This window comes from Micromonospora sp. NPDC048986, assembly GCF_040649335.1.
Classification (GTDB): domain Bacteria; phylum Actinomycetota; class Actinomycetes; order Mycobacteriales; family Micromonosporaceae; genus Micromonospora; species Micromonospora alfalfae.
In genome coordinates this window covers 41,705-62,985 of sequence record NZ_JBEZFJ010000005.1, presented here as the reverse complement: position 1 = coordinate 62,985, position 21,281 = coordinate 41,705, and the positions used below count along the sequence as shown (strand labels likewise).

Annotated in this window: 16 protein-coding genes; 6 read left to right on the top strand and 10 right to left on the bottom strand. The window is 68.1% G+C overall.

What is annotated here, in order from left to right; translation table 11 throughout:
- Window positions 1–1,026 carry a hypothetical protein gene (locus tag AB0B94_RS12655; protein ID WP_357275043.1) on the bottom strand — a complete coding sequence of 342 codons (1,026 nt, stop codon included), beginning with the start codon at window positions 1,024–1,026 and terminating at the stop codon, window positions 1–3.
- 151 nt (window positions 1,027–1,177) lie between these two features.
- On the bottom strand, window positions 1,178–4,057 hold the full coding sequence (locus AB0B94_RS12650; protein ID WP_357275038.1) for an AAA family ATPase: 2,880 nt from the start codon (window positions 4,055–4,057) through the stop codon (window positions 1,178–1,180).
- 1,058 nt (window positions 4,058–5,115) lie between these two features.
- On the opposite strand from AB0B94_RS12650, the gene AB0B94_RS12645 reads away from it, so the two are divergent.
- Entirely contained in the window at window positions 5,116–5,547 is a 432-nt protein-coding gene (locus AB0B94_RS12645; RefSeq protein ID WP_357275031.1) for an NUDIX domain-containing protein, read from the top strand.
- Between the two features lie 622 nt (window positions 5,548–6,169).
- On the opposite strand, the gene AB0B94_RS12640 is transcribed toward AB0B94_RS12645, so the two are convergent.
- The 4 genes from AB0B94_RS12640 to AB0B94_RS12625 form a co-directional block, all read right to left on the bottom strand.
- Window positions 6,170–6,952 (bottom strand): hypothetical protein, encoded by a 783-nt coding sequence (locus AB0B94_RS12640; RefSeq protein WP_357275026.1) that lies wholly within the window; start codon window positions 6,950–6,952, stop codon window positions 6,170–6,172.
- A 349-nt stretch (window positions 6,953–7,301) separates the two neighbouring features.
- Window positions 7,302–7,841, bottom strand: a complete 540-nt coding sequence (locus tag AB0B94_RS12635; RefSeq protein ID WP_357275016.1) for a GNAT family protein — start codon at window positions 7,839–7,841, stop codon at window positions 7,302–7,304.
- Window positions 7,842–8,073: 232 nt separating this feature from the next.
- A complete protein-coding gene (locus AB0B94_RS12630) occupies window positions 8,074–8,577 on the bottom strand; it encodes an anthrone oxygenase family protein (RefSeq protein WP_357275007.1) in 504 nt (167 codons plus the stop codon).
- A complete protein-coding gene (locus tag AB0B94_RS12625) occupies window positions 8,574–9,431 on the bottom strand; it encodes an NAD(P)H-binding protein (protein WP_357274993.1) in 858 nt (285 codons plus the stop codon). Before AB0B94_RS12625 ends, AB0B94_RS12630 begins: the two co-directional genes overlap by 4 nt.
- Window positions 9,432–9,534: 103 nt before the next feature.
- Here AB0B94_RS12625 and AB0B94_RS12620 point away from each other — a divergent pair, with 103 nt between their 5' ends.
- Entirely contained in the window at window positions 9,535–10,494 is a 960-nt protein-coding gene (locus tag AB0B94_RS12620; RefSeq protein WP_357274984.1) for an AraC family transcriptional regulator, read from the top strand.
- A 300-nt stretch (window positions 10,495–10,794) separates the two neighbouring features.
- On the opposite strand, the gene AB0B94_RS12615 is transcribed toward AB0B94_RS12620, so the two are convergent.
- Window positions 10,795–11,538, bottom strand: coding sequence for a hypothetical protein (locus tag AB0B94_RS12615; protein WP_357274959.1), 744 nt, complete (start codon window positions 11,536–11,538; stop codon window positions 10,795–10,797).
- Window positions 11,526–12,059: an SUKH-4 family immunity protein gene (locus AB0B94_RS12610; protein WP_357274951.1), complete on the bottom strand. Its 534-nt coding sequence runs from the start codon at window positions 12,057–12,059 to the stop codon at window positions 11,526–11,528. Before AB0B94_RS12610 ends, AB0B94_RS12615 begins: the two co-directional genes overlap by 13 nt.
- A 337-nt stretch (window positions 12,060–12,396) precedes the next feature.
- On the opposite strand from AB0B94_RS12610, the gene zwf reads away from it, so the two are divergent.
- On the top strand, window positions 12,397–13,890 hold the full coding sequence (gene zwf, locus AB0B94_RS12605; RefSeq protein WP_357274936.1) for a glucose-6-phosphate dehydrogenase: 1,494 nt from the start codon (window positions 12,397–12,399) through the stop codon (window positions 13,888–13,890).
- Between the two features lie 376 nt (window positions 13,891–14,266).
- Here the strand turns inward: zwf and AB0B94_RS12600 are convergent, their stop codons facing one another.
- Window positions 14,267–14,575 carry a hypothetical protein gene (locus AB0B94_RS12600; RefSeq protein WP_357274925.1) on the bottom strand — a complete coding sequence of 103 codons (309 nt, stop codon included), beginning with the start codon at window positions 14,573–14,575 and terminating at the stop codon, window positions 14,267–14,269.
- A gap of 555 nt (window positions 14,576–15,130) precedes the next feature.
- Here AB0B94_RS12600 and AB0B94_RS12595 point away from each other — a divergent pair.
- From AB0B94_RS12595 to AB0B94_RS12585, 3 genes are all read left to right on the top strand, one after another.
- Window positions 15,131–15,892: a hypothetical protein gene (locus tag AB0B94_RS12595; RefSeq protein ID WP_357274916.1), complete on the top strand. Its 762-nt coding sequence runs from the start codon at window positions 15,131–15,133 to the stop codon at window positions 15,890–15,892.
- A gap of 373 nt (window positions 15,893–16,265) precedes the next feature.
- Window positions 16,266–17,804: a PIN-like domain-containing protein gene (locus AB0B94_RS12590; protein ID WP_357274913.1), complete on the top strand. Its 1,539-nt coding sequence runs from the start codon at window positions 16,266–16,268 to the stop codon at window positions 17,802–17,804.
- Window positions 17,805–18,506: 702 nt separating this feature from the next.
- Complete coding sequence (locus AB0B94_RS12585; protein ID WP_357274902.1) at window positions 18,507–20,189, top strand: hypothetical protein; 1,683 nt, start codon at window positions 18,507–18,509, stop codon at window positions 20,187–20,189.
- Between the two features lie 193 nt (window positions 20,190–20,382).
- On the opposite strand, the gene AB0B94_RS12580 is transcribed toward AB0B94_RS12585, so the two are convergent.
- Window positions 20,383–20,955, bottom strand: a complete 573-nt coding sequence (locus tag AB0B94_RS12580; RefSeq protein ID WP_357274897.1) for a GNAT family protein — start codon at window positions 20,953–20,955, stop codon at window positions 20,383–20,385.
- Window positions 20,956–21,281 lie beyond the last annotated feature (326 nt).

The window sequence follows — 21,281 nt, the reverse complement described above, 5'->3', positions numbered from 1 at the left end:
TCAGTCGGCGGTGACCGTCAGCGCGGTGTCGTTGAGTCCCAGCACCGATGTGCCGACGCTCTGTGCCGGCACGAGCAGCACGAAGGTCTCCACCCGGGTGACCCGGATCGACTTTCCGCTGACCGCCTTGAGGTGACCGGTGGCGATCAGGTCCGGGCTCTGCGGCTCCAACCCGACGGTGGACGGGCCGCCGGGCGCCGGGCGCAGCGTGTCGGTGGCGTGGATCGTCAGAAAGGTGAGCGTGCCGGTCGGCACCGCGACCGCGCAGTCGGACCATTCCGCCCGGTCCATCGTCCGTTGCACCGCCCCGCCGACGCCGGCGAGCTGCTGCCCGTAGACCTCCCAACCGCCGGCGAACTGGCCGTCGAGCAGCGGGCTCGACACGACGAGGGACCGGTTGCCCGTCGTGGACCCGATGCTGCGGGAGAACACCTCGGCGGCGAGGGCCCGACGGCTGGTCTCGTCCAGGGCGGTGCCGCCCGCGGTGGCCGGCCGGCCGTCGATGCTGCGGGCGACCACCAGCGACGGTTGGGTGACCTGAACGTTGTGGCTGAGCTTCCACTGACCGTCGGCACCCAGCACGAACTGGCTGACGTCGGTGGGCGCCAGCTCCGAGCCGGTCAGCCGGAGAGTAGCCGTGGCGAGGAAACAGGACGGTTCCCCGGGTGGCACCGCGAAGACCGGGTTGATGTGCTGGAAGGACGGTTGCGGACGCTGGTTGTACGCGGCCCGACGCACCGCGGCGATGCTGAGGTCCAGCGAGGGCGAAACCTCCTGCGCCCGCAGCGCCTCGACGTCGCCGGCCACCGAGGCGGCCGAGTCGGCCTGGTCGAAGGCGGTGAGCACGAGCGCGGCCCGGTCCCGACCGAAAGTGGCCGAACCGGGGGGCGCCGGGGTGGCCGCGTCCACCGGCTCACCAGCACAGCCGGTCAGCATGAGCAGCGCCACCGTGGCGGCGGCGAACGGCATGGCCGGCACCGGCGCGGCGAGGGTACGCGGGCTCCTGACGGATCTTCTGCCCAGCATCTCGTCCTCCATCCACCACCGGTGCGCGGGAATCGCGCCCGACGCAGTCGAGTATGTGAGCGGCTGTCGGGCTACGACGGTGGCGGCGCGGCCTCGTGCTGCCCGGCCTGTCGACCTTGCACCGAACGACGTCATCCGGCCTGGAACGCAGTCATCGATCGGTGTCATCGAGCCGAGCCACCCAGGCGACCAGGCCCGACCGGGAAGCAACGCCCGTCTTGCGGTAGAGGCGGGTCAGATGCGCTTCCACAGTCCGGGGGCTGATGTTCAGCTGCCGCCCGATCAGTCGGCTGGTGGCCCCGGTCGCCGCCAGCCGCGCGATGTGCCACTCCCGGTCGGTCAGGGCGGCGACCCCGCGCGGGCCGACCGGACGGGCCAGTCGCAGGCCGACCCGCTCCGTCCCGCACCACCCAGCCAGCTCCAGCGCCCGGCGGCGGGCCCGTGCCGCCAGGCCGGCCTGGTCGGCGGCTTCGGCCGCCCGAGCCAGGGAGGCCAGGACAAGACTGCGGCGCAGCACCATCCCGCCGGCGCGGAACAGGTCGGCCGCGGACTCCAGGTGCGGCAGCGCCGCCCGGACCTCGCCGCGGGCGAGCAGCACCTCGCCGTACGCCGACTCGGCGAACCCCCGCTGCCCGGGCAGCCCGACCTGATCCGCCTCGGCCAGTGCCAGTCGCGCCTGCCGCTCGGCGTCGGCCACGTCGCCCGCGGCGAGCGCGGCGGCGCAGAGCAGCTCGTACCACCTGGGTCGGAGGGACGCCTGAAGACGGCTCAGCCGGCTGTCACCGCCGGCCGAGCGCACCAGGTCGGCGCAGGTCGCCGGATCACCCGACAGCAGCGCCGCAGTCGCCAGCGCCGTCGCGGCGGTACGACCGCACCAGGTGGCGAGGTCGGTGGCGATTCCGGCGGCGCTGCGGGCCAGCGCCACCGCCCGGTCGTCGTCGCGGAGGCCACCACGCCACGCCGTCGCCTCCGCCTCGAACGCCAGGGCGAAGCTCAGCAGGTGGTGACTGCCGATGCGCCGGGCGACGATGCCCGCCTCGGTGGCCAACCCGATGGCGGTGTTCAACTGTCCCCCGTGGTAGGCCACCTGACTGCGACCGAGCAGCAGTTGGCACAGTCCGTCGTCGCGGTGTGCGGCACGGCCGAGCGTCAGCCCTCGGTCGAGGTGCCGCACCGCGTCGGCCTGCCGTTCGAGGTACAGCTCGCTCAGGCCGAGTGCGGTGAAGCAGTCGGGATGGTCCCGCAGGTCCCGGTCCGGCAGCGAGTCGACGATCCGCGCGCCGGCATCGAGCAAGCCCCGGGCGTCGTCGAGTGCGCCGTCGAGTGCGGCGGCCAGACTACGCACCGCCAGCAGGCTGGCCCGGTCCGCGCCGGAGCCGCCGAGATCTCCGCTGAGCACGTCGGGCAGCCCGGTCACGGGGCGGCCGGCCAGGATGCCGGCGACGCCAATCTCGGTGGCGAGGCGGTAGCCGTCGCTGGGCCCGGCATCGGCTGGCAGGACGGACAACTCCCGCCGGCTGATGGCCGCCGCCTCCGCGTAGTTGCCGAGCAGACGTTCCACGCGCGCCCAGAGAGCTACTGCCTGCGTCCGCCGTCCCTCCGGGTCGGCGGGGAACAGCGGCACGATCTCCTGGAGCAGGGCCCTGCTCTCGGCCAGATCCCCCGTCTCGCCGGTGATCTCGGCCAGCGCGAGCGACACGTCCTGGCGACGTTGCGTCAGAGCGGCCGTCGGCCGCAGCGCACGCAACGCCAGCCGCAGCCAGCGGATGGCCAGGTCCGGCGTCTCGCGTCGGACCTCCTGCGCCGCCCGGCAGAGCACGTTGACGCAGCGGTCGGCCCAGCCGCCGTTGGGCAGGGTGAGCAGGCGCTCCGCGTAGCGGGCCCGATCCGCCGGTGGCGCGCCCAGATCGACCAGCGCCGTGAGCGCCCGCGCACACGCCTCCACCTGCCACTGCGTGTCGGTGTCCTGAGCGACCGCCATCCGCAGCACCGGGTGCCGGAAGGCGAAACGTCCAGTGCCGGGGACGCGGCGGATCAGGTCAAGACGGGCCAGCCGCCAGCAGGCCTCGACCGCCGGTGACGTCGGGACCTGCGCAACCTCGGCGAGCAGGTCCGCGGTGAACTGTGCATCGACGATGGCCCCGGCCCGCAGACAGGCCAGCTCGACGGGCGGTAGGTCCGTCCACTCGCGGCGAAGCACGGCCACCGCCGCGTCGGACAGCCGGCCACCCGGTGCCTCACGGATCGGGTCTGCGCGGTTCGAGGTGCTGTCGCTCGGCAGCACTGCCAGGTAACCGGGGTTGCCGCCGGTCAGGTCGTACCGGGCGCGCAGCTCCACCTGGTCGGTGTCGGGGTGCAGGAGCGCGACCTCGGCAAGGCTGAGAGGGCCGAGTTCGATCCGGTCGTGTGACGTCGGCTCCGCATCGGCGTGCTTGTCGGCATCTGGTAGCCCGAACGGCATCGGGGTCGCCATCTGCCGCGGGCGGTAGACGAGCACGAGCAGCAGCGGGGCGGGCAGCGGATAGCGCAGTAGGTGGGCGATCAGGCCGGTGGAGGAGGCATCCGCCCAGTGCAGGTCGTCGAGGACCAGCACCAGACCGTCGCGGGCCGCCAGGCCGATCAGCCGGCGGGCCAACTGGTAGGTCCGGAACCGTCGGGCGTCCGACGCCCGCGCCGGCGCCGCTGGCACCGCGGCGACGGACTCCGCCCAACTCTCCAGGGTGGGCCGTCCAGTACGCACCCCGCGTCGGAGTGACTGCCCCTTCGTGAAGGCGTGTCGAAACACATGGAAGGGGACTCCTCGCTCATCCGGCGAACAGGTCCCGACGGCCCAGGGGACTGTGGAGTCGCACCGCGCCAGGGCCTCGCGGACGAACCGGGTCTTGCCGATGCCCGGCTCTCCGACCACCTCGCAAACCATTTGCCGGCCACGGCTCAGCACCGTGGCCTGGGCCCTCCCGATACGTGCCAACTGTGGTCGTCGCCCAACGAAGCGCAGGCTCGATGATGCGCTTTCCAGCCCAGGTGTCATCACGCAGACCAGACGCCTTCCGGCACAGTCAATGGGAATTGGTCGCACTATACCGGAGCACTGTCGAGTGTCGAAACATACCCGCGCGGCCAACCCGTATTTGACAGGTGGCGTCGAGATGTAGTTCTTTCCGACATCGCACCACAACCCGCAGAAAAAGACCGGTAGCCAGAAGGGCGTAATGATGCCCGGAAGCCCAACAAATCACTCGCTACCTGCCGCACCCTGCTATCGCCAACGAGCCCCGGACCACTGCCGACAAGGGCGTACGGCAAGCTCATCTGGACAAACATCGGAGGACCGCACCTAATCCAATACCGCCCCGATTATGGCCGTCTATAGTGAATCGCCCTAAGCGGTCATATTCCTACCTTGACCCTTCAGCCGCGACACTCATCCCACCTGATGAGCCGACGGCAAGGGATTCCCACGGCGGAAAATGGCTGGAACCCCACCGTCAGCGCCGGCCACCTGCCGCCAATATTCAACATGCGAACAGCAACATGCAGACGCAACAAGCACATTAGAGACGAGCGCAGAAAGGCCGCTGGCATCCGGCCGACGGAAACGGGCCGAGCGCCCGTCCCCCTGCGCTACCCGGCGCGAGGTCCGGGCGAAGAACCAGACCCTGGACGACGCCCCTCCCGCTTGTCGTTACCCTGCGTCCGCTCCACCTGCACTTCACCTCGGAGGCCAGCCGGACGGCCTCCGTCTCGACCGCGTTCTCCCAGTCCGCTGGCGAGCCGGGATCAGTTTGGACGTAGGTGACTGCCACCAGACCACGAGAAGAACCATCACCGCGACCGTCAGCCACCATCTCCGGTCGGCCACGTCAAACCCGCTGGTGTCCAGGGCCACCACGGCCCCGAGGATGCCGGTGAGGACGACGCCGGCCGTCGCATACCAACGCTGGCTCCGACTCAGCCGTCCCCCACCGCGCGCATCGCCGGATCGCCGGATCGCCGGATCGCCGGATCGCCGGCGCACGCACCGGGCCGTGACTGGATACGTCGACAACCCGCACGCAGTTGGCGCACCTGTCGTCGTAGGCTCCGCCGGTGAAGCGACCGCAGAAGGTTGTGGCGTACATCGTCCACGAGGATCGGCTGCTGGTGTTCGTCCACGCCGACGATGAACGGTTTGATCAGTCGGGCCTGCAGGTTCCTGCCGGCACGGTTCGTGAGGGCGAACTACTGGAGCAGGCTGTGCTGCGCGAGGCGTTCGAGGAAACCGCCCTCCATGGACTACGCATCGAGCGGTACCTCGGTGCAGCCGAGTGGGACATGCGGCCCTACGCCGACGCGGTGCACGTGCGGCACTTCTTCCACCTGTCCGTCGAGGACGCCGAGGTTCCGGATCGGTGGGTCGCGGTGGAACGCGGCGACAGCGACAGCAACCCGATCCGCTTCGAGCTGTACTGGCTGCCCCTGGCCCAGGGGCACGTTCTGTCCGCCGGCCAATCAGCCCTGCTCGGCAGGCTCTTTGATTGACGGCCTCAGAGCGCCAGGCTCGAAGCCCCCAGTCGGTCGGTCGAGATGCCCGGAACGCCTGCGGCTGGTGGTGGGTCCGATTGCGTCTCCCCGCTCCTGCCCCTGCGACCATAGTTACCGGCCCACGGGTGGCCTTTAGCGGGTTCCTCCACGGTCACATCGCGGGGCCGGTCCTTCTGGTGACTGGTCCTCGGTCAACGGTGATGCCTGGGAAGGGACCTCGATGAACAACAGGTGGAGAGGCATCACCACCGCTTCCTCGGCCACTGCCCCTGGCGGCTCGTGCACAGAAACAGGCCGCTCGTCCTGGCGACCGGTATCAGCGCTCGCCGCCAGCCTGCCCCCATCGGACACGGCTCGCATTGCGGGCCGCCTCGATCTGAAGAACGGAACTCGCACCGTCCGGGCGTGCCTGATTCCTCCGTCAACTGATGCGCGGCGACTGTCCGCCAGCTGATCTGCGACACCTCACGCACTGATCCCAAATCCGCACGGCTGACGTTGGTAGCGTTCTCGGACAGGCTGCCGGGCCGGCCTGTGCAACCGTCCCCAACGCCTCTCTTCGCGATGGACACTCTCAACCTTGCCCTCCAGCGCCCCACCAGGAGGATCGCTGCGTCGCCTATGGGCAGGCAGGCTGCCTTCCTGGGTCCCTCGCCGACAGCAGAAGCACCAGAGGCCGGTTCCCGGGGACGCCAGTGCTGCGCCGAAGGTTGCAGAATTCGATCCGCTGAATTTGGCTTGATGGAAATCTCGCCACTGTGCTGTCCGGCCACAACAGTTGGGTCGTCTGCTCATTCTCTTCCAGGACCCAGCCGGTGCCTACGGTATGTCCTTCGATCTCAATCCTAACGGCGGGGAGCCAGATCCCCCGAAGCGGGTCTCCTGTGAGCGGGAAAGCCACAACTGCGTACATTGCGTAGGCGACCGCGACCGCATTGACGTGTTGCACGAGCCAGGATTTCAACCGATTCAACTGCCATACCCTAGGAAATCGCACCTGAGCCACACTCGGCAAAAAGCGCGAGAACGCTATCACGCAAAACACGCCCGCGATACCGAGCTGCGACAGGATATCCCGAGTATTCGCAGGCGTCAGCAGGAAGCTGATCCCGACTAACGGGAGAAGCGCCAGGCCGGTCCGAAGCCTCCCCTCGGCCGTTCTCGGGTCGTCCGAAAGACCATACTTGTAGACCAAAAACGCCCCCGGGAGAACCACAAGCAATAGCGGGATGACCGACAGGTATACAGAGAGGAGCACGGCAGGAATATTCAGCGTGGAGAGAAGGGCGCCCAGGGTTGCGTCATTCCCATTAGCTACCAGCAGGACTTTCGCTCCGGCCATCAAGATGGGGATTCCAGCAAGAAACGGTCCCAGCACTTGCACGAGGAACTCATGCCGCACGGGCTCGGGCTCCACTTGAGCCGGGCGACTGATTTCCCCGACGTGCACACGTCTTGATTGCCCGACGGGCACACGTCTTGATTGAAGGCGGCGCGGCATGCGTCCATCCTCCTTGGGGCGTCAAGCCCATGACCGCGGCGAACGTGCCTACCGGTCGCCACTCGCCAACTTGCTTCGCCCGACGGCACCACAGATCGACCCCTGTCGGGCACCCGACCCGCTCGATATCAAGCACCAGATACAGCGTGCTTCGGGATGACGCCGGTAATGTCGTGGAGCATCTGAACGATGGAGACCTGTTTCGCGCCGATCAATTTCAGGGCGCTCCGGGCCATGTTGAACCGACCGGCTACAGCGTCCAGTCTCGCCGGAGCAGACCGTAGCTCACCATGTCCACGAAGCCGTCGCCGTCGTACTCGCGCTCCCGCTGGGTGCCTTCGTGCGTGAAGCCGCACGTCTCCGCGGTCCGCCGCATGGCCGTGTTGCTGGCCAGCGTCTCCAATTCCAGGCGGCGTAGGTTGCGGTTACGGAAGCCGTACCGGCAGAGCAGCCGGATCACCTCGGCCCCATACCCCTGGCCGCGCGCGTCAGGTAGCAGGGCGACGCCGAGGTGAGCGTACCGATTGAACGCGTTGATCCCCCACAACGTGCCGCCACCGAGGAAAACGCCGTCGGCCACGGTTTCGGCCAGCAGCGACACCATCGTCTGGGCGTCGGGCGGCTCGGTGACCTGCTTCTCCAGCCGGGCCCGGACCTGGCCGACGTGACGCGGCAGGAATGGCTCGCCGTCTGTGATCAGGTGCAGCTCGGGGTCACCGAGCAGAAGGAACATGCTCGGCGCGTCGTCGGGCGTGGGCGGGCGCAGTCGGACCCGGTCGGTGGCAAACATGCCGCGACGCTAACAGCAGGTACGGAGCCGCACGAGCGAGGTGCTCATGGCCGGAAAGCCCCCGCAGTCGAGTGTGAAGCACCAGGTCGAACATTCCCGCCATTACCGCGCCGGTGCCCACCGTGACACTCAGCGGGTCGACGCCGGCCGCCCTGTCCAACATCGATGAACACTTCGGGCACGCTGACCACGTTTTCAGAACTGGCCACCCTGCCAGCACCGGACGGCGACGTCATCGGGACGTGCCCGAGAGGTAGACCCCGAGACCAGCCAGCAACAGGCTGATCAGGCTGGCGCCGGCACGTACCGAGTTCCACCACGTCCAGGCCGACGAGTAGGAAGCCCACACCCGGACCGCCTCCGCAGGATCGGTCGGCACGCCTGCGGCGTCGAGGTTCCCGTTCATCGGCACGTTGATGGCCACCGTCGGGATGAACGCGCCCGCCAGGTACACCGCCGCGGCCATCAGGAACAGCGCACCCGCCGACCGCTTCCCGAGGATCAACAGGAACACACCGGTCACCGTGGCGGCGACGAGCGGGCCGAAGAACGTGACGAAGAACAGCGGATTCTGGATCCTCCGGTTGATGCTCGTCATGGCCCGGATCGCGGTGCCGGCGTCGGCGGCGTTCAGACCGGGCATCACCGCCACCGAAAATGCGTAGTAGACACCGGTGATCGCGCCCGTGACCGCCAGGGTCACCGCCGCCGACCAGGCAGCCACTGTGGCGTTCATGCCCGGTCTCCACCGGGTGAGCGGACCCATGCACCAGCGGCGGCGGCGTCCCGGGCATAGTCGGTGAAGTCGCGTGGGCTGCGGCCCAGGGCCCGTTGCAAACCGTCGGCGAGCTGCGCGTTGCGGCCGTCCAACACCTTGCCGAACAGCTCGGTCAGCACCGCCGCAAGCTCCGCCGGCACGTCGTACCCGGCCATCACGGTGGCGTACTCCTCGGGCGAGACCGATCGGTAGCGGATCTCCCGCCCGAGCGCGTCGCCGATCTCCGAGGTCGCCTCGGCGAAGGTGAGCAGCCGCGGGCCGGTCACCTCGTAGAGCTGCCCCGCGTGCCCGTCGTCGGTCAGCGCCGCGACCACGATGTCGGCGATGTCGCGGGCGTCGACGAACGGCTCCGGCACGTTCCCGGCCGGGAGGGTTACCTCGCCGCCGCGTATCGAGTCGGTCAGGAAGTCCTCGCTGAAGTTCTGGCTGAACCAGCTCGCCCGCACGATCGTCCAGGCCACACCGGAGTCCTGGACCACCTGCTCGCTGAGTTTGGCCTCCTCCTCGCCCCGGCCGGAAAGCAGAACCAACCGTTCGATGCCGCCGGACACCGCCTGTTCGGTGAACGAGCGGATCGTCGCGGGGGCGTCCGGCGCGGCCAGGTCCGGGTAGTACACCAGGTAGACCGACGAAACCCCGTTCAGTACGGGTGCCCAGCTGCGTTGGTCGGTCCAGTCGAACGGCGGCTCACCGGAGCGGGAGCCGACCCGTACCGGCCGGTCGAGTGTGGCGAGCCGGTCCACCACCCGGCGGCCGGTCTTGCCGGTGCCGCCCAGTACGAGGATTGGCTGCTCATCAACGGTCTTCGTCATGTCAGCCAGTCAAGTGGAGAGCGAGCGCACCGGGAATGGGCGAGACTCTCGATCGCATGTCCCGGCGTCTCGGCCGCCCACCTGGCAGGGCTAGCCTGAGCGGATGGATGCGCTCGCGGGGCTGCTGGACGGGCCCAGGGCGCGCGGTGCGTTCCTGATGCGGTCGGTGTTCGACCCGCCATGGTCGGTACGGATCCAGGATCGCGCGCCCCTCACCCTTGTCACCATGCTGCGCGGCACAGCGTGGGTGGTGCCGGACCGGGATGCTCCGGTGCCGCTACGCCCCGGCGATGTCGCGATCATCCGTGGCCCGGAGCCGTACACGATCGCCGACGACCCGGCCACAGCGCCGCAGGCAGTGATTCATCCCGGTGAGCACAGCACCACCCCCACCGGGGACGAGTTGTGCGAAGTGATGGACCTGGGTATCCGGACCTGGGGCGAACGCGCTGACGGGACGGCGGTGCTGCTCAGTGGCACCTACCAGTTGCAGGGCGAGGTCAGCCAACGGCTGCTGAGGGTCCTGCCCCATCTTCTGGTGCTGCCGGCCGGAGCACTGGACAGCCCGCTCATTCCGTTGCTCGGCGACGAGATGACCAAGGACGAGCCGGGGCAGGACGTGGTCCTGGACCGGCTGCTCGACCTGCTGCTCATCGCCGTGCTCCGGGCCTGGTTCTCCCGGCCGGACGCGGCGGCGCCCGCCTGGTACCGAGCGCACGGCGACCCGGTGGTCGGCAGGGCGTTGCGGCTGCTGCACGACCACCCGGCGAAGCCCTGGACGGTGGCCACCCTCGCGGCCGACACCGGTACCTCGCGGGCGGTGCTGGCCCGCCGGTTCACCGAACTGGTCGGCGAGCCACCGATGGCGTACCTCACCAACTGGCGGCTCGCGCTGGCCGCCGACCTGTTGCGCGAGCCGGACGCCACCGTCGCCGCGGTGGCCCGCCAGGTCGGCTACGGCAGCTCATTCGCACTCAGCGCGGCCTTCAAACGGGTACGCGGCCTCAGCCCGGCCGAACACCGGCAGGCCATCGGGTCGCCTGACCTCACTCCAGTGGGATGACCGTGCCGGTCGCTGCCACCCTCGACGGTCGCGGACTGGCGGTCCCTGTACCACCTGGTCTCGGCCTATTTCCGGATCGGTTCGCTGGCCGAAGGCATCGCGCTCGTCGATGAGATCGGTCAGCTGGCCAGCGAGACCGAGCAGCGGTGCCTCACCATCTACCTGGGTGGGCCGCGGATAGCGCCGTTTCAGCCCGCCCGGTCCCCCGTCGCGAGCTTGACACTCAACAGGAGCGTCCACTTCGGCCGGCGTGTCGTACTCCGCACGATGCGTCACGCCCTGGCTTCACCGAAAGAGCGGCTACGTCCTCGCCTGGGTTAGGAAGGATCGGGCCGCCAGCTCACCGGCGTGGTCACGGGCCCAAACTGCCCACCGTGCACCAGCGCCGGGGAACACGGCGGCGAACGTCTTCCAGACGTGCAGCCGGAAACCGTCCTGCTCCCACCAGCGCTCGGTGTACCCGCACGCCTCCCGTATCAAGGTGAGGCGGGCCGCGTGTGCTTCGACCGCCGCCAGGCCAGGCGCGTCATCGAGCGATACCGGAATCCACGTGGCGCAATCCTGGTAGAGCGCCTCGGCTTCGAGCAGTGCGTCGACGCCAGGGAAGACGGGCACCACCGGCGGCGAGCCGGGGCCCGTGAAGCAGTAGACCACGGCGCCGTCGCCGGCTAGCCAAACCGCGTACGGGTGCGCGACGTCGTGCTCGATGAGGTGGGCCATCGCGTCCTGGTCCACGGGGCTGTAGTCGCCCGCCGCCCACGGGACCGGTACGAACGTGACGGTCTCCTCGAGCGACCAGGCGAGGCTGCGATAACGCAGACCACCGTATCGAGCCGCAGCTCGTCGAAACAGGGTCATCGTTGCCTGGACGTCCACGCCGGGCAGCCGGCTCAACAGCGACCGGAGCTCGTCCGTCGTGGGCCCGTCCGAAAGCTCGAACGACGTTCGCTGCGCGGCTTGACGGAGGAAATGGGCAGCTCTCGGTGACAAGCCCGAAGGGTCGTCCAGGATGTGACGCACAGCCTCAACAATCAGTAGAGCCACCGGTCGAGCACCCCGGGCCAGAAGTGCGTTGTATGGTCGCCGTCCCCGAACGCGGGCGGGTCAAGGTCCCTGATGCGTCCCAACAGGTCGGCGAGCTCCGCGAGCGCTTGCTCCTCGGCCTGTCCGTCCTCGTCCCAGCGGTCGATGACGGTTGAGCTGGTCAGCCAGCTACCAACCAGGTGCAGCGAACACAGCCACTGGATGATAGTCGAGTTGACGAACCCGGCGCTGCCGTCCGGCGACCATATCTGCACCTCACCTGTCCCCGGCGCGGCACCGTACACCCAGCGCGCGTCGTCGGAGTTCGCCAACCGGTACATCGTTGGCTTCGCGTCGAATGACACCGCACTGACGAGGTCATCGATCAACGGCACACCACAGCAGACCAACGCGGCCTTCTGCTGCTCAGGAAGCCGCCACGTCGCCACGTCCAGCTCGGTAGCACGCACCACCCGCCCGGTACCGGCCCAGGCCGTCACCGCTTCGAACGCAGGAGGCAACGGAAGATCATCGACCGGCACGCCGATGAGGGTAGTCCGGGCAAGCTCTCGAGCGCCCCGGCGGCCCTGCTCGTCGATGGGCCGCTCCCGCAGCCGACACCCTGGCGGTCCCCGGCGTTGCCGTCGGCGAGCCCGTTGACCTTCGCGGGCAGCCTGGCCACGATCATTCGTACCACCACCGCGTACGCCGACAGTCCACACCGAATCGCCTACCCGTCAGCCCGGCATGCGACGCTCAAGCTCCGTGACCAACGGGCCACGCCGTGTGGCCCCCGGACAACACCGCCACAGCCCGCACAATCCCTGCACGACAGCACAGCCCCAACCCACACCCCTGGTGCCCGGAGGAACGCAGACCATGGACCACGCATCTCAGCTCATCCAGGAGCGGAGTGCCCCGCCGGCCACACTGGTGATCTTCGGTGCCTCCGGTGACCTGACCCGGCGTAAGCTGCTGCCCGCAATCGAGAGCCTGGCTCGGCACGAACGGCTCCCGGACCAGTTCGCGCTGGTCGGCGTCGCCCGCACGTCGATGACCGACGAGCAGTTCGCCGAGAGCGCCCTCGGCGAACGCACCCTCGCCACCAAGCGCCAGCTCCAGGGCGGCGTACGGTACGTGGCCGGCGGCTACGACGACCCGGAGACCTACAAGCGGCTCGTGGAGACCCTCGACGAGTTGGACGCACAACGGGGCACGTCCGGCAACCGGCTCTTCTACCTGTCCACCCCGGCCGGGGCCTTCGAGCCGGTGATCAACGGACTGGCCGGTGTCGGGCTCAACCAACCACGGGAAGGCTCCTTCTCCCGCCTGGTCATCGAGAAGCCATACGGGCGCGACCTGGTCACGGCCCGCGAACTCGACGGCGTGGTGCACAGCGCGTTCGACGAGCACCAGGTCTTCCGTATCGATCACTACCTGGGCAAGGACACCGTCCAGAACGTGCTGGCGCTGCGCTTCGCGAACTCGATCTTCCAGCCCATCTGGGATCGCTCCTGGGTCGACCACGTACAGATCACCGTCGCCGAGACCCTCGGCGTCGGCAGCCGCGGCGGCTTCTACGAGGACGCCGGCGCGATGCGGGACATCGTGCAGAACCACGTGCTTCAAGTGCTCGCGCTCGCGCTGATGGAGCCACCGGCCTCGTTCGAGGCTGAGGGCCTCCGCAACGAGAAGGTCAAGCTGCTACAGGCGATCCGGCTCCCCACCGACCGGGACATCGCCGAGGCCGCGGTCCGGGGACAGTACACCCGGGGCGGCACCCGCGAGGAGCTGATGGCCGGCTACCGCGAGGAGGCCGGCGTCGACCCCCTGTCGCGGACCGAGACCTACGCCGCGATGCGGCTCAACGTGGACAACTGGCGCTGGGCCGGGGTGCCTTTCTACGTACGCACCGGCAAGCGCCTGCCGGCCCGGCTCACCGAGGTGGCACTGCAGTTCCAGCGGCCGCCGCACCTGCCGATCCCGACCGACCAGCTCACCGGCCTCGATGCTGACGCGCTGATCCTGCGGATCCAACCGAACGAGGGCATCTCGCTGCGCTTCGGCGCCAAAGTGCCGGGCCACTCCTTCCGGGTCCGCACCGCCACGATGGAGTTCTCCTACGACCAGACGTTCGTCGAGGAGTCCCCGGAGGCGTACGAGCGTCTGCTCCTGGACGCGCTGATCGGTGACGCGTCGCTGTTCATCCGCAGCGACGAGGTGCAGCAGTGCTGGCGCATCGTCGACCCGATCATCGACAACTGGAAGAAGGACAACTCTCCGATCCCCACCTACGAGGCCGCCTCCTGGGGCCCGACCGACGCCGACCGGCTCATCGGCCGGAACGGCCGCAAGTGGCGCAACTCCGCGTGACCCTGCCGGAACGAGTGTGACCGCGCTGCTGAGCCCGATCGCTTGGTCTCACAGTTGACGCGCAGCGCGGTCCTCTCAGTGGGCCGGTCATCGAAGTCGATGACCGGCTCTCCTGCGCGGGGCAGCGACTCAGGAGCCCGAGCCGGGCACCTGTCGACGTCTGTGCGCTCCGCGGCGAGGCCGGGGCTGGAGCCGCCAAAGCGCTGTGCCGGCAGACCACCTCAGGGTTCCAGCAGCGCCTCACACGGCGAGAGATTGCGCCAGATGAACACAAAGAGGGTTTCCGCAAGTCGATGACCTGTGGAAACCCTCTTGGACTGCGTCGCCCTACTGTCCGGCACGTCCAGGAGGTGACCGCTGTTGACCGTCGCCTTCCTCATTTGCTCGACGGCATCGGCTCGCCGGACAGGACCCCGTGAACGAGAACGATCAAGAACATGACGCTGGCCGCGGCGAAGATCACGCCAATTGCCCGCTCCAGCAGAACGAAACGCGCCAGACGCTCGTCGTACTGGTCATTCTGACGCCAGCGCCACGGCGGAACTCGCCGCAGCACACTCGCGGTCGCCATCGACCTGCGCATGTGCCACTCAGTCACGCCTCGAAAGTTGGTCGCCAGGGCGACACCGATGAGGCCCATGGTCAAAATCATCGCGACAGCGGCCACGAAGCGCCATGTCTCCATCTGACCTCCTTGACGCGGGCCACCGATCATATTGCTCTCGTCCTGAAAAGATCATGACTGCTGGCGGCTGGTGTGGGGCAAGGGGCTGCTCCTGCGCTTCAAGCCATCTCCGCCGTGAGTCCGCACATCGTGGAACAGACCTGCTCCCGGTACCGGGTTCGATCCACGCGGCGGCCAATGTGCAGGCTTGCGACATCACCGGCTGGGAGCGGTGCCCGTCGGGTCCGCTGTGGACCGAGCACACGCCTTCGGTGTGAAGGAACGATCACTAGTCGATTAGCTGCGGTGGCGGCCTGACTGAGCTGCCCGAGCGGTCCACCAGCGTTCGTCGGCGTCCGCCTCTGCCCGTGTCGCTCGTCACCGAGGTGGTCACCCAGCCGCCAGCGCCATCGCTCACCGGCACCACGGTGGCCTCCATCTTTGTCTCGCCGTCACGGGTGTGGGCCCGACTTCGCCCTCACGTCGTCGCCAAACGGCACGGGCAGCCGCCGAAGGCGAAGAACAGTATGCTGCGGCCCGAATGGAATCGGGTGATCCATGAGTGTGGGTGATCAAATGCGCGGAAAACAGCTCATCGCGAGCGTGCTGGTGTTGGCGGGACTTGCCGGCTGCGTGGAACAGCCAGCCCCGTCGGCACCGCCGCCGTCGGTGACGCCCACGCGCTCGGCGCTACCCGACAAGCCGCAGGCGCTGATGGCGACCATCGGCGGGCTGGTCAAGCAGGCCGGTTTAGGCAACGACTTCCGGCAGGGAGAGATCGAGACCGGCGAGGCACAGTACGAACCCTGCGACTTGCTGATCGCCGATCCGGACCGGGCGAAGGGGGCCGGGTTGCAACTTGATGCAGTTTGGGCCGCTGGCCTTGAGGTCAACCCCGTCGCGTCTTTCCAGAACATCCAGTCCCCGATGACCCTCTTGGACGTCAGGGTGGTCCATCTGCCCGATGCGTCTGCGGCCGTGGCCGCCGCGACCAGGGTGCGAACTGCACGTTGCCCGAGCGACGAGTTCCGCCTCAACATCGGCCAAGCGACTGCCCGGTGGGGGTCACGCGCGGTGACCATCGGGTCGACGAGCGCGCGGCTAACCACGGCGACGGTGAAACGAGTGAACCCGGAAATCGATGCAGGCGTGAACTATCTGCCTGGCGACGCCCGGCTGGTCTTCGCACATGGGTCAATGCTGATCAGCATCGAAGCGCTCACGCTCTGGCCTCGCAAGCAGAACTCTGCCTCCGAAATCACCGCCGTGGCTCAAGAGAAGGCGACGACCCTGGCAGGAACGATCGTGAGGACCCTCCCCACGTCAGGCGGGGATTGACGCCGCACGCCCCGACGAGGTCGTGGTGGAGATGCGGCGCGTGCACCACGGGCAGGCCAGTGCCTGCCGGCAATAGCCGGCCCGAGGGGTCGCACAGGCTCCGGGGTCAAGGGCGGCCCGCGGGGCCCGTCGCGTAGTCACTCCGGCACGACAGCTCCTCCTCCCAGGGCTGGTGGAAACGATCATGATCGAAGTACAAGTCACAGCTCGTCAGCGGCAGGCCAGGGTTGGGGTGGTCAGGGCCACCGGCCGGCCCTGCCTACGCTTCGCCGGATTTCCATAGTTCCCAGGACCCGTGGCGATTCGCTAATCTCAATGAACTCGGCACGCTGCGAGATTGGTCAGCCCCGGAGGGCCCTGGCGGAAGGCAACGATGGCCGGCTTGTTCGACGGTTTCGAGGGCTACCGGGTAGTGACCACTGCGGAGAAGCGCCAAGCGCTCACCGCAGCCCTGGTTGCAGTCGACGCCAACGTGCTTCTCAACCTGTACCGCTACAACCCGCGGACGACGAACGATCTACTGGCGGTTCTCGACAAGCTCGGCGATCGACTCGTCGTACCCCATCAGGCAATTCTAGAGTTTCACCGCAACCGCCTCAAAGCGATCGGCAACCCGGAACAAGCAAACAACGATGCACGTACCGCGCTCGACAAGAGTCAGCAGGCAGCCCTGCGCGCCCTCGATAGCTGGTCCAAACAGGTCGCACTGGATGAATCCCAACTGCAGCACCTACACGCCGACGTGGGACAAATCTTCGACAAGCTGCGGACCGCCGTCGACGGCGCCGCGCCAGATCGCGTTCACCCATCCACACCGACTGACGAGGACCCTGTCCTGCACAGGCTGACAGACCTTCTCGACGGCAAGGTGCTTGCGCGCCCCGACGACGGCCGCTGGTCTGCCCTGATCGACGAGGGGAAGCAGCGGGTAGCCGACATGGTGCCGCCCGGTTACCTGGATGCGGAGAAAAGCGATCAGAATCCGGAGGGCGCCGCGGGCGACTTCCTCGTATACATCCAGGCATGCGAAGAGGCCAAGACCCGTCAGCTAGACCTGGTCATCGTCACCAACGACGAGAAGGAAGACTGGTGGTGGCGACGGGGCGGAGACTTGATCGGACCGCGCCAGGAGATGACGAGAGAGTTCTTCGACCTCACGGGACACAGGCTGTTCCTGATGCGTCCCAGTGACTTACTCGACCACTCGGACGCCCTCAACGTGCAGGTGAACCCGAACTCCGCGAAGGACGCCGGCACCAGCCGGTCTGACATCGATGACGTCATAGATGCGGGTGCGGACGACGTGGGCGTCGGAGAGTGGACCGCCGAGACCGTGGACGACCTGCTGGATCGGCTTCGCATTGAGGGCCGACGAGATCTGGCCGAGGTTATCCTTGAGGCCGCTCGCCAGGGTGGCACCATCAGCCGCGATGCCGTCTACGCGATATGCGGCTACAGCAACGACCGACTGTTGGTTGGCTTCACCCGCCCAACCGCCCGCATCACCGCCAGCCTGCAAGCCGAACAGCGTCTGCCTGAAGCGGTAACTCCCATGCTGACGGCGCTGTACCGCGGTCCCGGACGGCTTTACGCGGTACGGATCCCCCCAGAGGTCACGGAGATCCTTAACCCGAGATCGCCACGATCAGACACGGAAGTGGAGTTCGAGCCAGCCGGCAAGTACAGGCCGCTCGCCGACTACCTCAGCGCGATCAGGGCCGACTCGACCTCGATGACCTTCGCTGAAATCGAAGACATCCTCGGAGACGCCTTGGCACCCTCCGCCAGAAAGCACCTCCCCTACTGGTACTCATCGCAGAACTCGCTCGGCAAGGCGATCACTGCGGCCGGCTTCAGGCCGCGCGGTGTACGCATCGATGCTGAGACGGTCGATTTTCACCGGCGGGGCTGAGACAATGCCCTCACGTCGGGTGGAGCGCAACCGTGCGGACATACCGGCACCGCTCTGAACGGCATCCACCCGGCTGAGCAGCGCGGCGGCACACCGCAGCATCGAGGGCGTCAGCGTCGACACCGGTCAGTGCCCGGGACAGGGTGCCGTCGTCAGGCGCCCGCCGGGCACCGGTGAACGCGTCGCGGGTTGCACCGAGACGGTCCACACCGCTCCGGCAGGTCGGCGGCCCATTCGACGATCTCCACGACGCGGCTCGATCCCGAAACCACCGCCGCGATCGCGAGCAGTCCGGCAGCGGATGGATCCGGCCGCCGGCGCCCGTGGGTCCGGAACCCGGGCGAGGGCCCGCAGCAACGTGGCGCGTCCTGTTCCGACAGCGGCAAGATTCGCCGCCGCACCGATCCCGACTCCCGCCTGACAAGACGCCGTTGACAAACAGCGTAAGGCCCGGCCACCTGAACGACATCGATCAATGCCTTGACTCTATGCGCCGCCCTGCTCATGATTTACTGCGGCGGCTCAAATGTGGGGGTAGATGCGATGACGCAGGTAGACCCACCGGCAGGAGGCCCCACATCAGCCGTCACCCTCAGCGAGCCTGGACAACCTGGCCGTCTCGCGCGCGCCGGCCGAGGCACGAGGGACTGGCTGACACGTGGGGACCATCGGCGGGAACTGAGTAACGCGAGCCTCGGTTCGGTGCTCCTCGCTGTCGCGATGATCTGGCTGATTCCGCCGTACGCGATTCGCATCGTCACTGCCGGCGCCAAGACTGTGCCGATCGCCGACCCGGCCCACACCATCGTCGGTGACGTGGGTGACCCGACGGCCCAAGCATGGCTGGTGGGATGGGGTGGCCACGCACTCACCCACGGCCTGCGTGGCCTGTGGAATACCAACGCTTTCTATCCCGACACGTACGGCCTGGCCCTGAACGACAGCCTGCTCGGCTATGCCCCGGCAGGGCTGATAGGCAGCGGCGTAGTCGGCGCCGTGCTGCGCTACAACATCCTGTTCGTGCTGGCTTTCGCGCTCGCCTTTCTCGGCGGCTACGCGCTCCTGCGCCAGCTTGGCGCGAACAAGGTCGCCGCCGCGGTGGCCGGGGCCGCTCTCGCCTACGCGCCCTGGCGCTACGGCCACGACGGCCATTTGAATATTCTCTCCACCGGTGGTATCACTCTGGCCCTGGCGATGCTGGCGCGCGGCCACGGACTCTCGTTCACCCGCGGCTACCTTGCCGAACGAGTCCGGCCGGGTTGGGCGTTCGCTGGCTGGCTGGTCGCGGCCTGGCAGGTCAGCCTAGGCTTCGGTGTGGGGCTGGGATTCGTATACGTCCTCGCCGCCCTCTGCCTGATCACACTGATAGCTTGGCTGATCCGCCGCCCACGCCTTAGCCTCCGGCTGATCGTCAGTGATCTGATCGGCGGGCTGGTCTTCACCGCGGTGACCGGATACTTCGCGTACGCGTACAAACACGTGCGCGAGCTCAACCCAGATGTCACACGGGACTGGGACTACGTCGCGTTCTTCTCCCCGACACTGCGCGGGCTTCTCGTGGCGCCGCAGTCCTCGCTGCCCTGGGGCACCCTGCACAACGAGGCCCGCACCGCTCTTGGTGACGTACCGACTGAGAAAGTGCTGCTGTGCGGGTACGCACTGTATCTACTGGCCTTCGGCGGCCTGTTTCTATCCCGCTGGTCACCGGTGCAACGGCTTCTGCTGCTGTTTGGGGCGGTCGTCGGAGTGCTGTTCGCGCTGGGCACGAACGGGCCGATCTACCGCCTGCTCTATCTCTACGTGCCCGGGTTCGATGGATCCCGTACGCCAGGCCGGTTGATCTTGTGGCCGACTCTTTGCCTGGCCATCCTCGCGGCCGGCCTGGTTACCCAGCTGGCCGAGGTGGCTCGCAGGGGCGCCGAGCCGAAATGGGCGGTCGGAGCTGCACGGCTGCTGACCGTTCCGTTGCTGGTCCTCGTGCTAGCTGAGGGCCTGCCTGACCTGGACCACCCCCGAACCCCAGCCGAACCGGCCGCGATGGCGCTAGCCTCCGCGCACGCTCCGATCATGGTATTGCCGTCCAACGACGGCATCGACCTCCACGTCCTGCTGTGGTCGACCGACGGTTTTCCCACCATGGTCAACGGTGCGGCCAGCTACACCACACCCAACCGCCAGTCGATCCGCGACGTTATGGCGACCTTTCCCAGCGAGCCGGCCTTGGATCGGTTGCGCCAGCTCGGCATCCGCAGCGTCGTCCTGCTGCGCGACCGGGTCCAAGGCACCCCGTACGAACCACTGCTTCACGTCCCGGACGTACCCGGCATCACCCGCCACGACGTCGGGGCAGACGTGGTTTACACAATCGACACCAACACGAAGTGATGTCGAGTGTGTCCTCGGGATGTGCTGCTGCGCCGTGCCAATCTCCTCGAGATCGAGGGTGTGGCCTACGTCGAGAATGGTGTCCACCCCCGTTGCCGCGGTCTTCGGCGACCACGGTAGATCCGGAGAAGAGTTCAGCCGGCGTTGGCAGCTTGCCGGGTTGCCGGAAACGGGTGTGCCGGCTACGACACGGTCATAGCGGTGACGGGTCGTCGCGCAGCCGGCTGTAGAGCCACCCGTCACGCCAGGCGCCGGCCCGGAACTCGCAGGCCCGCAGGACCCCTTCCAGCCGGAAGCCGGCCTTCTCCAGCGACCGCTGCTCGGCGGCGTTCTCGACATGGGTGCTGGCCTGGATGCGCTGCGCCGGGGTGTGGCTGAACAGGTAATCGCAAAGCAGCGCCTGGGCCCGCCAGCCGATGCCCTGGCCGCGCCATTCGGGCAGCAGCACGATGCCGATCTCCCAGTAGGGCGCCCGCCCACCGTACTGGCCCTGGAGATAGCTGAGGTAGCCCGCCCGGGCGTCCGCCCCCGACTCAACCTGCACGATCAGGCCGCCAGTCCGCTCGCCGAGATAGCCGTCCTCGGCGAAGCGGCGAGCCGGCGCGACGGCGTCCCGGAAGCCAGCCCAGTCGAGCCCGATCAACCCAGGCTCGACCGCGAACCGACGCATCATCGCCAGATCGTCCTCGGCCACCGGGCGCAGCCGTACGGTCGAGCCGGGCACCCGGTGCACGATGCCAGCCACCACCGGATGGGAGCTGTCCATCCTCCACACCGTAGTGACGGGCCGGGCCGCCCGCTGCCCCGCGCCGGCGGCCGTCAGGCGGTAGCACACACAGCGTTCCGCAGGGGAAACACGCCAGGACCGGTGAGGTCGGCGCAGAACGCCATCGCGGTCAGGGAAAGGCATCGCCTCGGCGCCGATCGGTGCGACACACCGCGGACAGCACGACCCGCCACGTCCGTCGCCCCACCCGGCCGCCCCTCGTCTTCCTCCCCGCGCTGATCGACCGGGATGCGAAGCCAGTCGGGTCGGTGTCAGGGATGTCCCTGATCCCACGACCCACTTTCGGCACGTTGGACGTCGTCCGC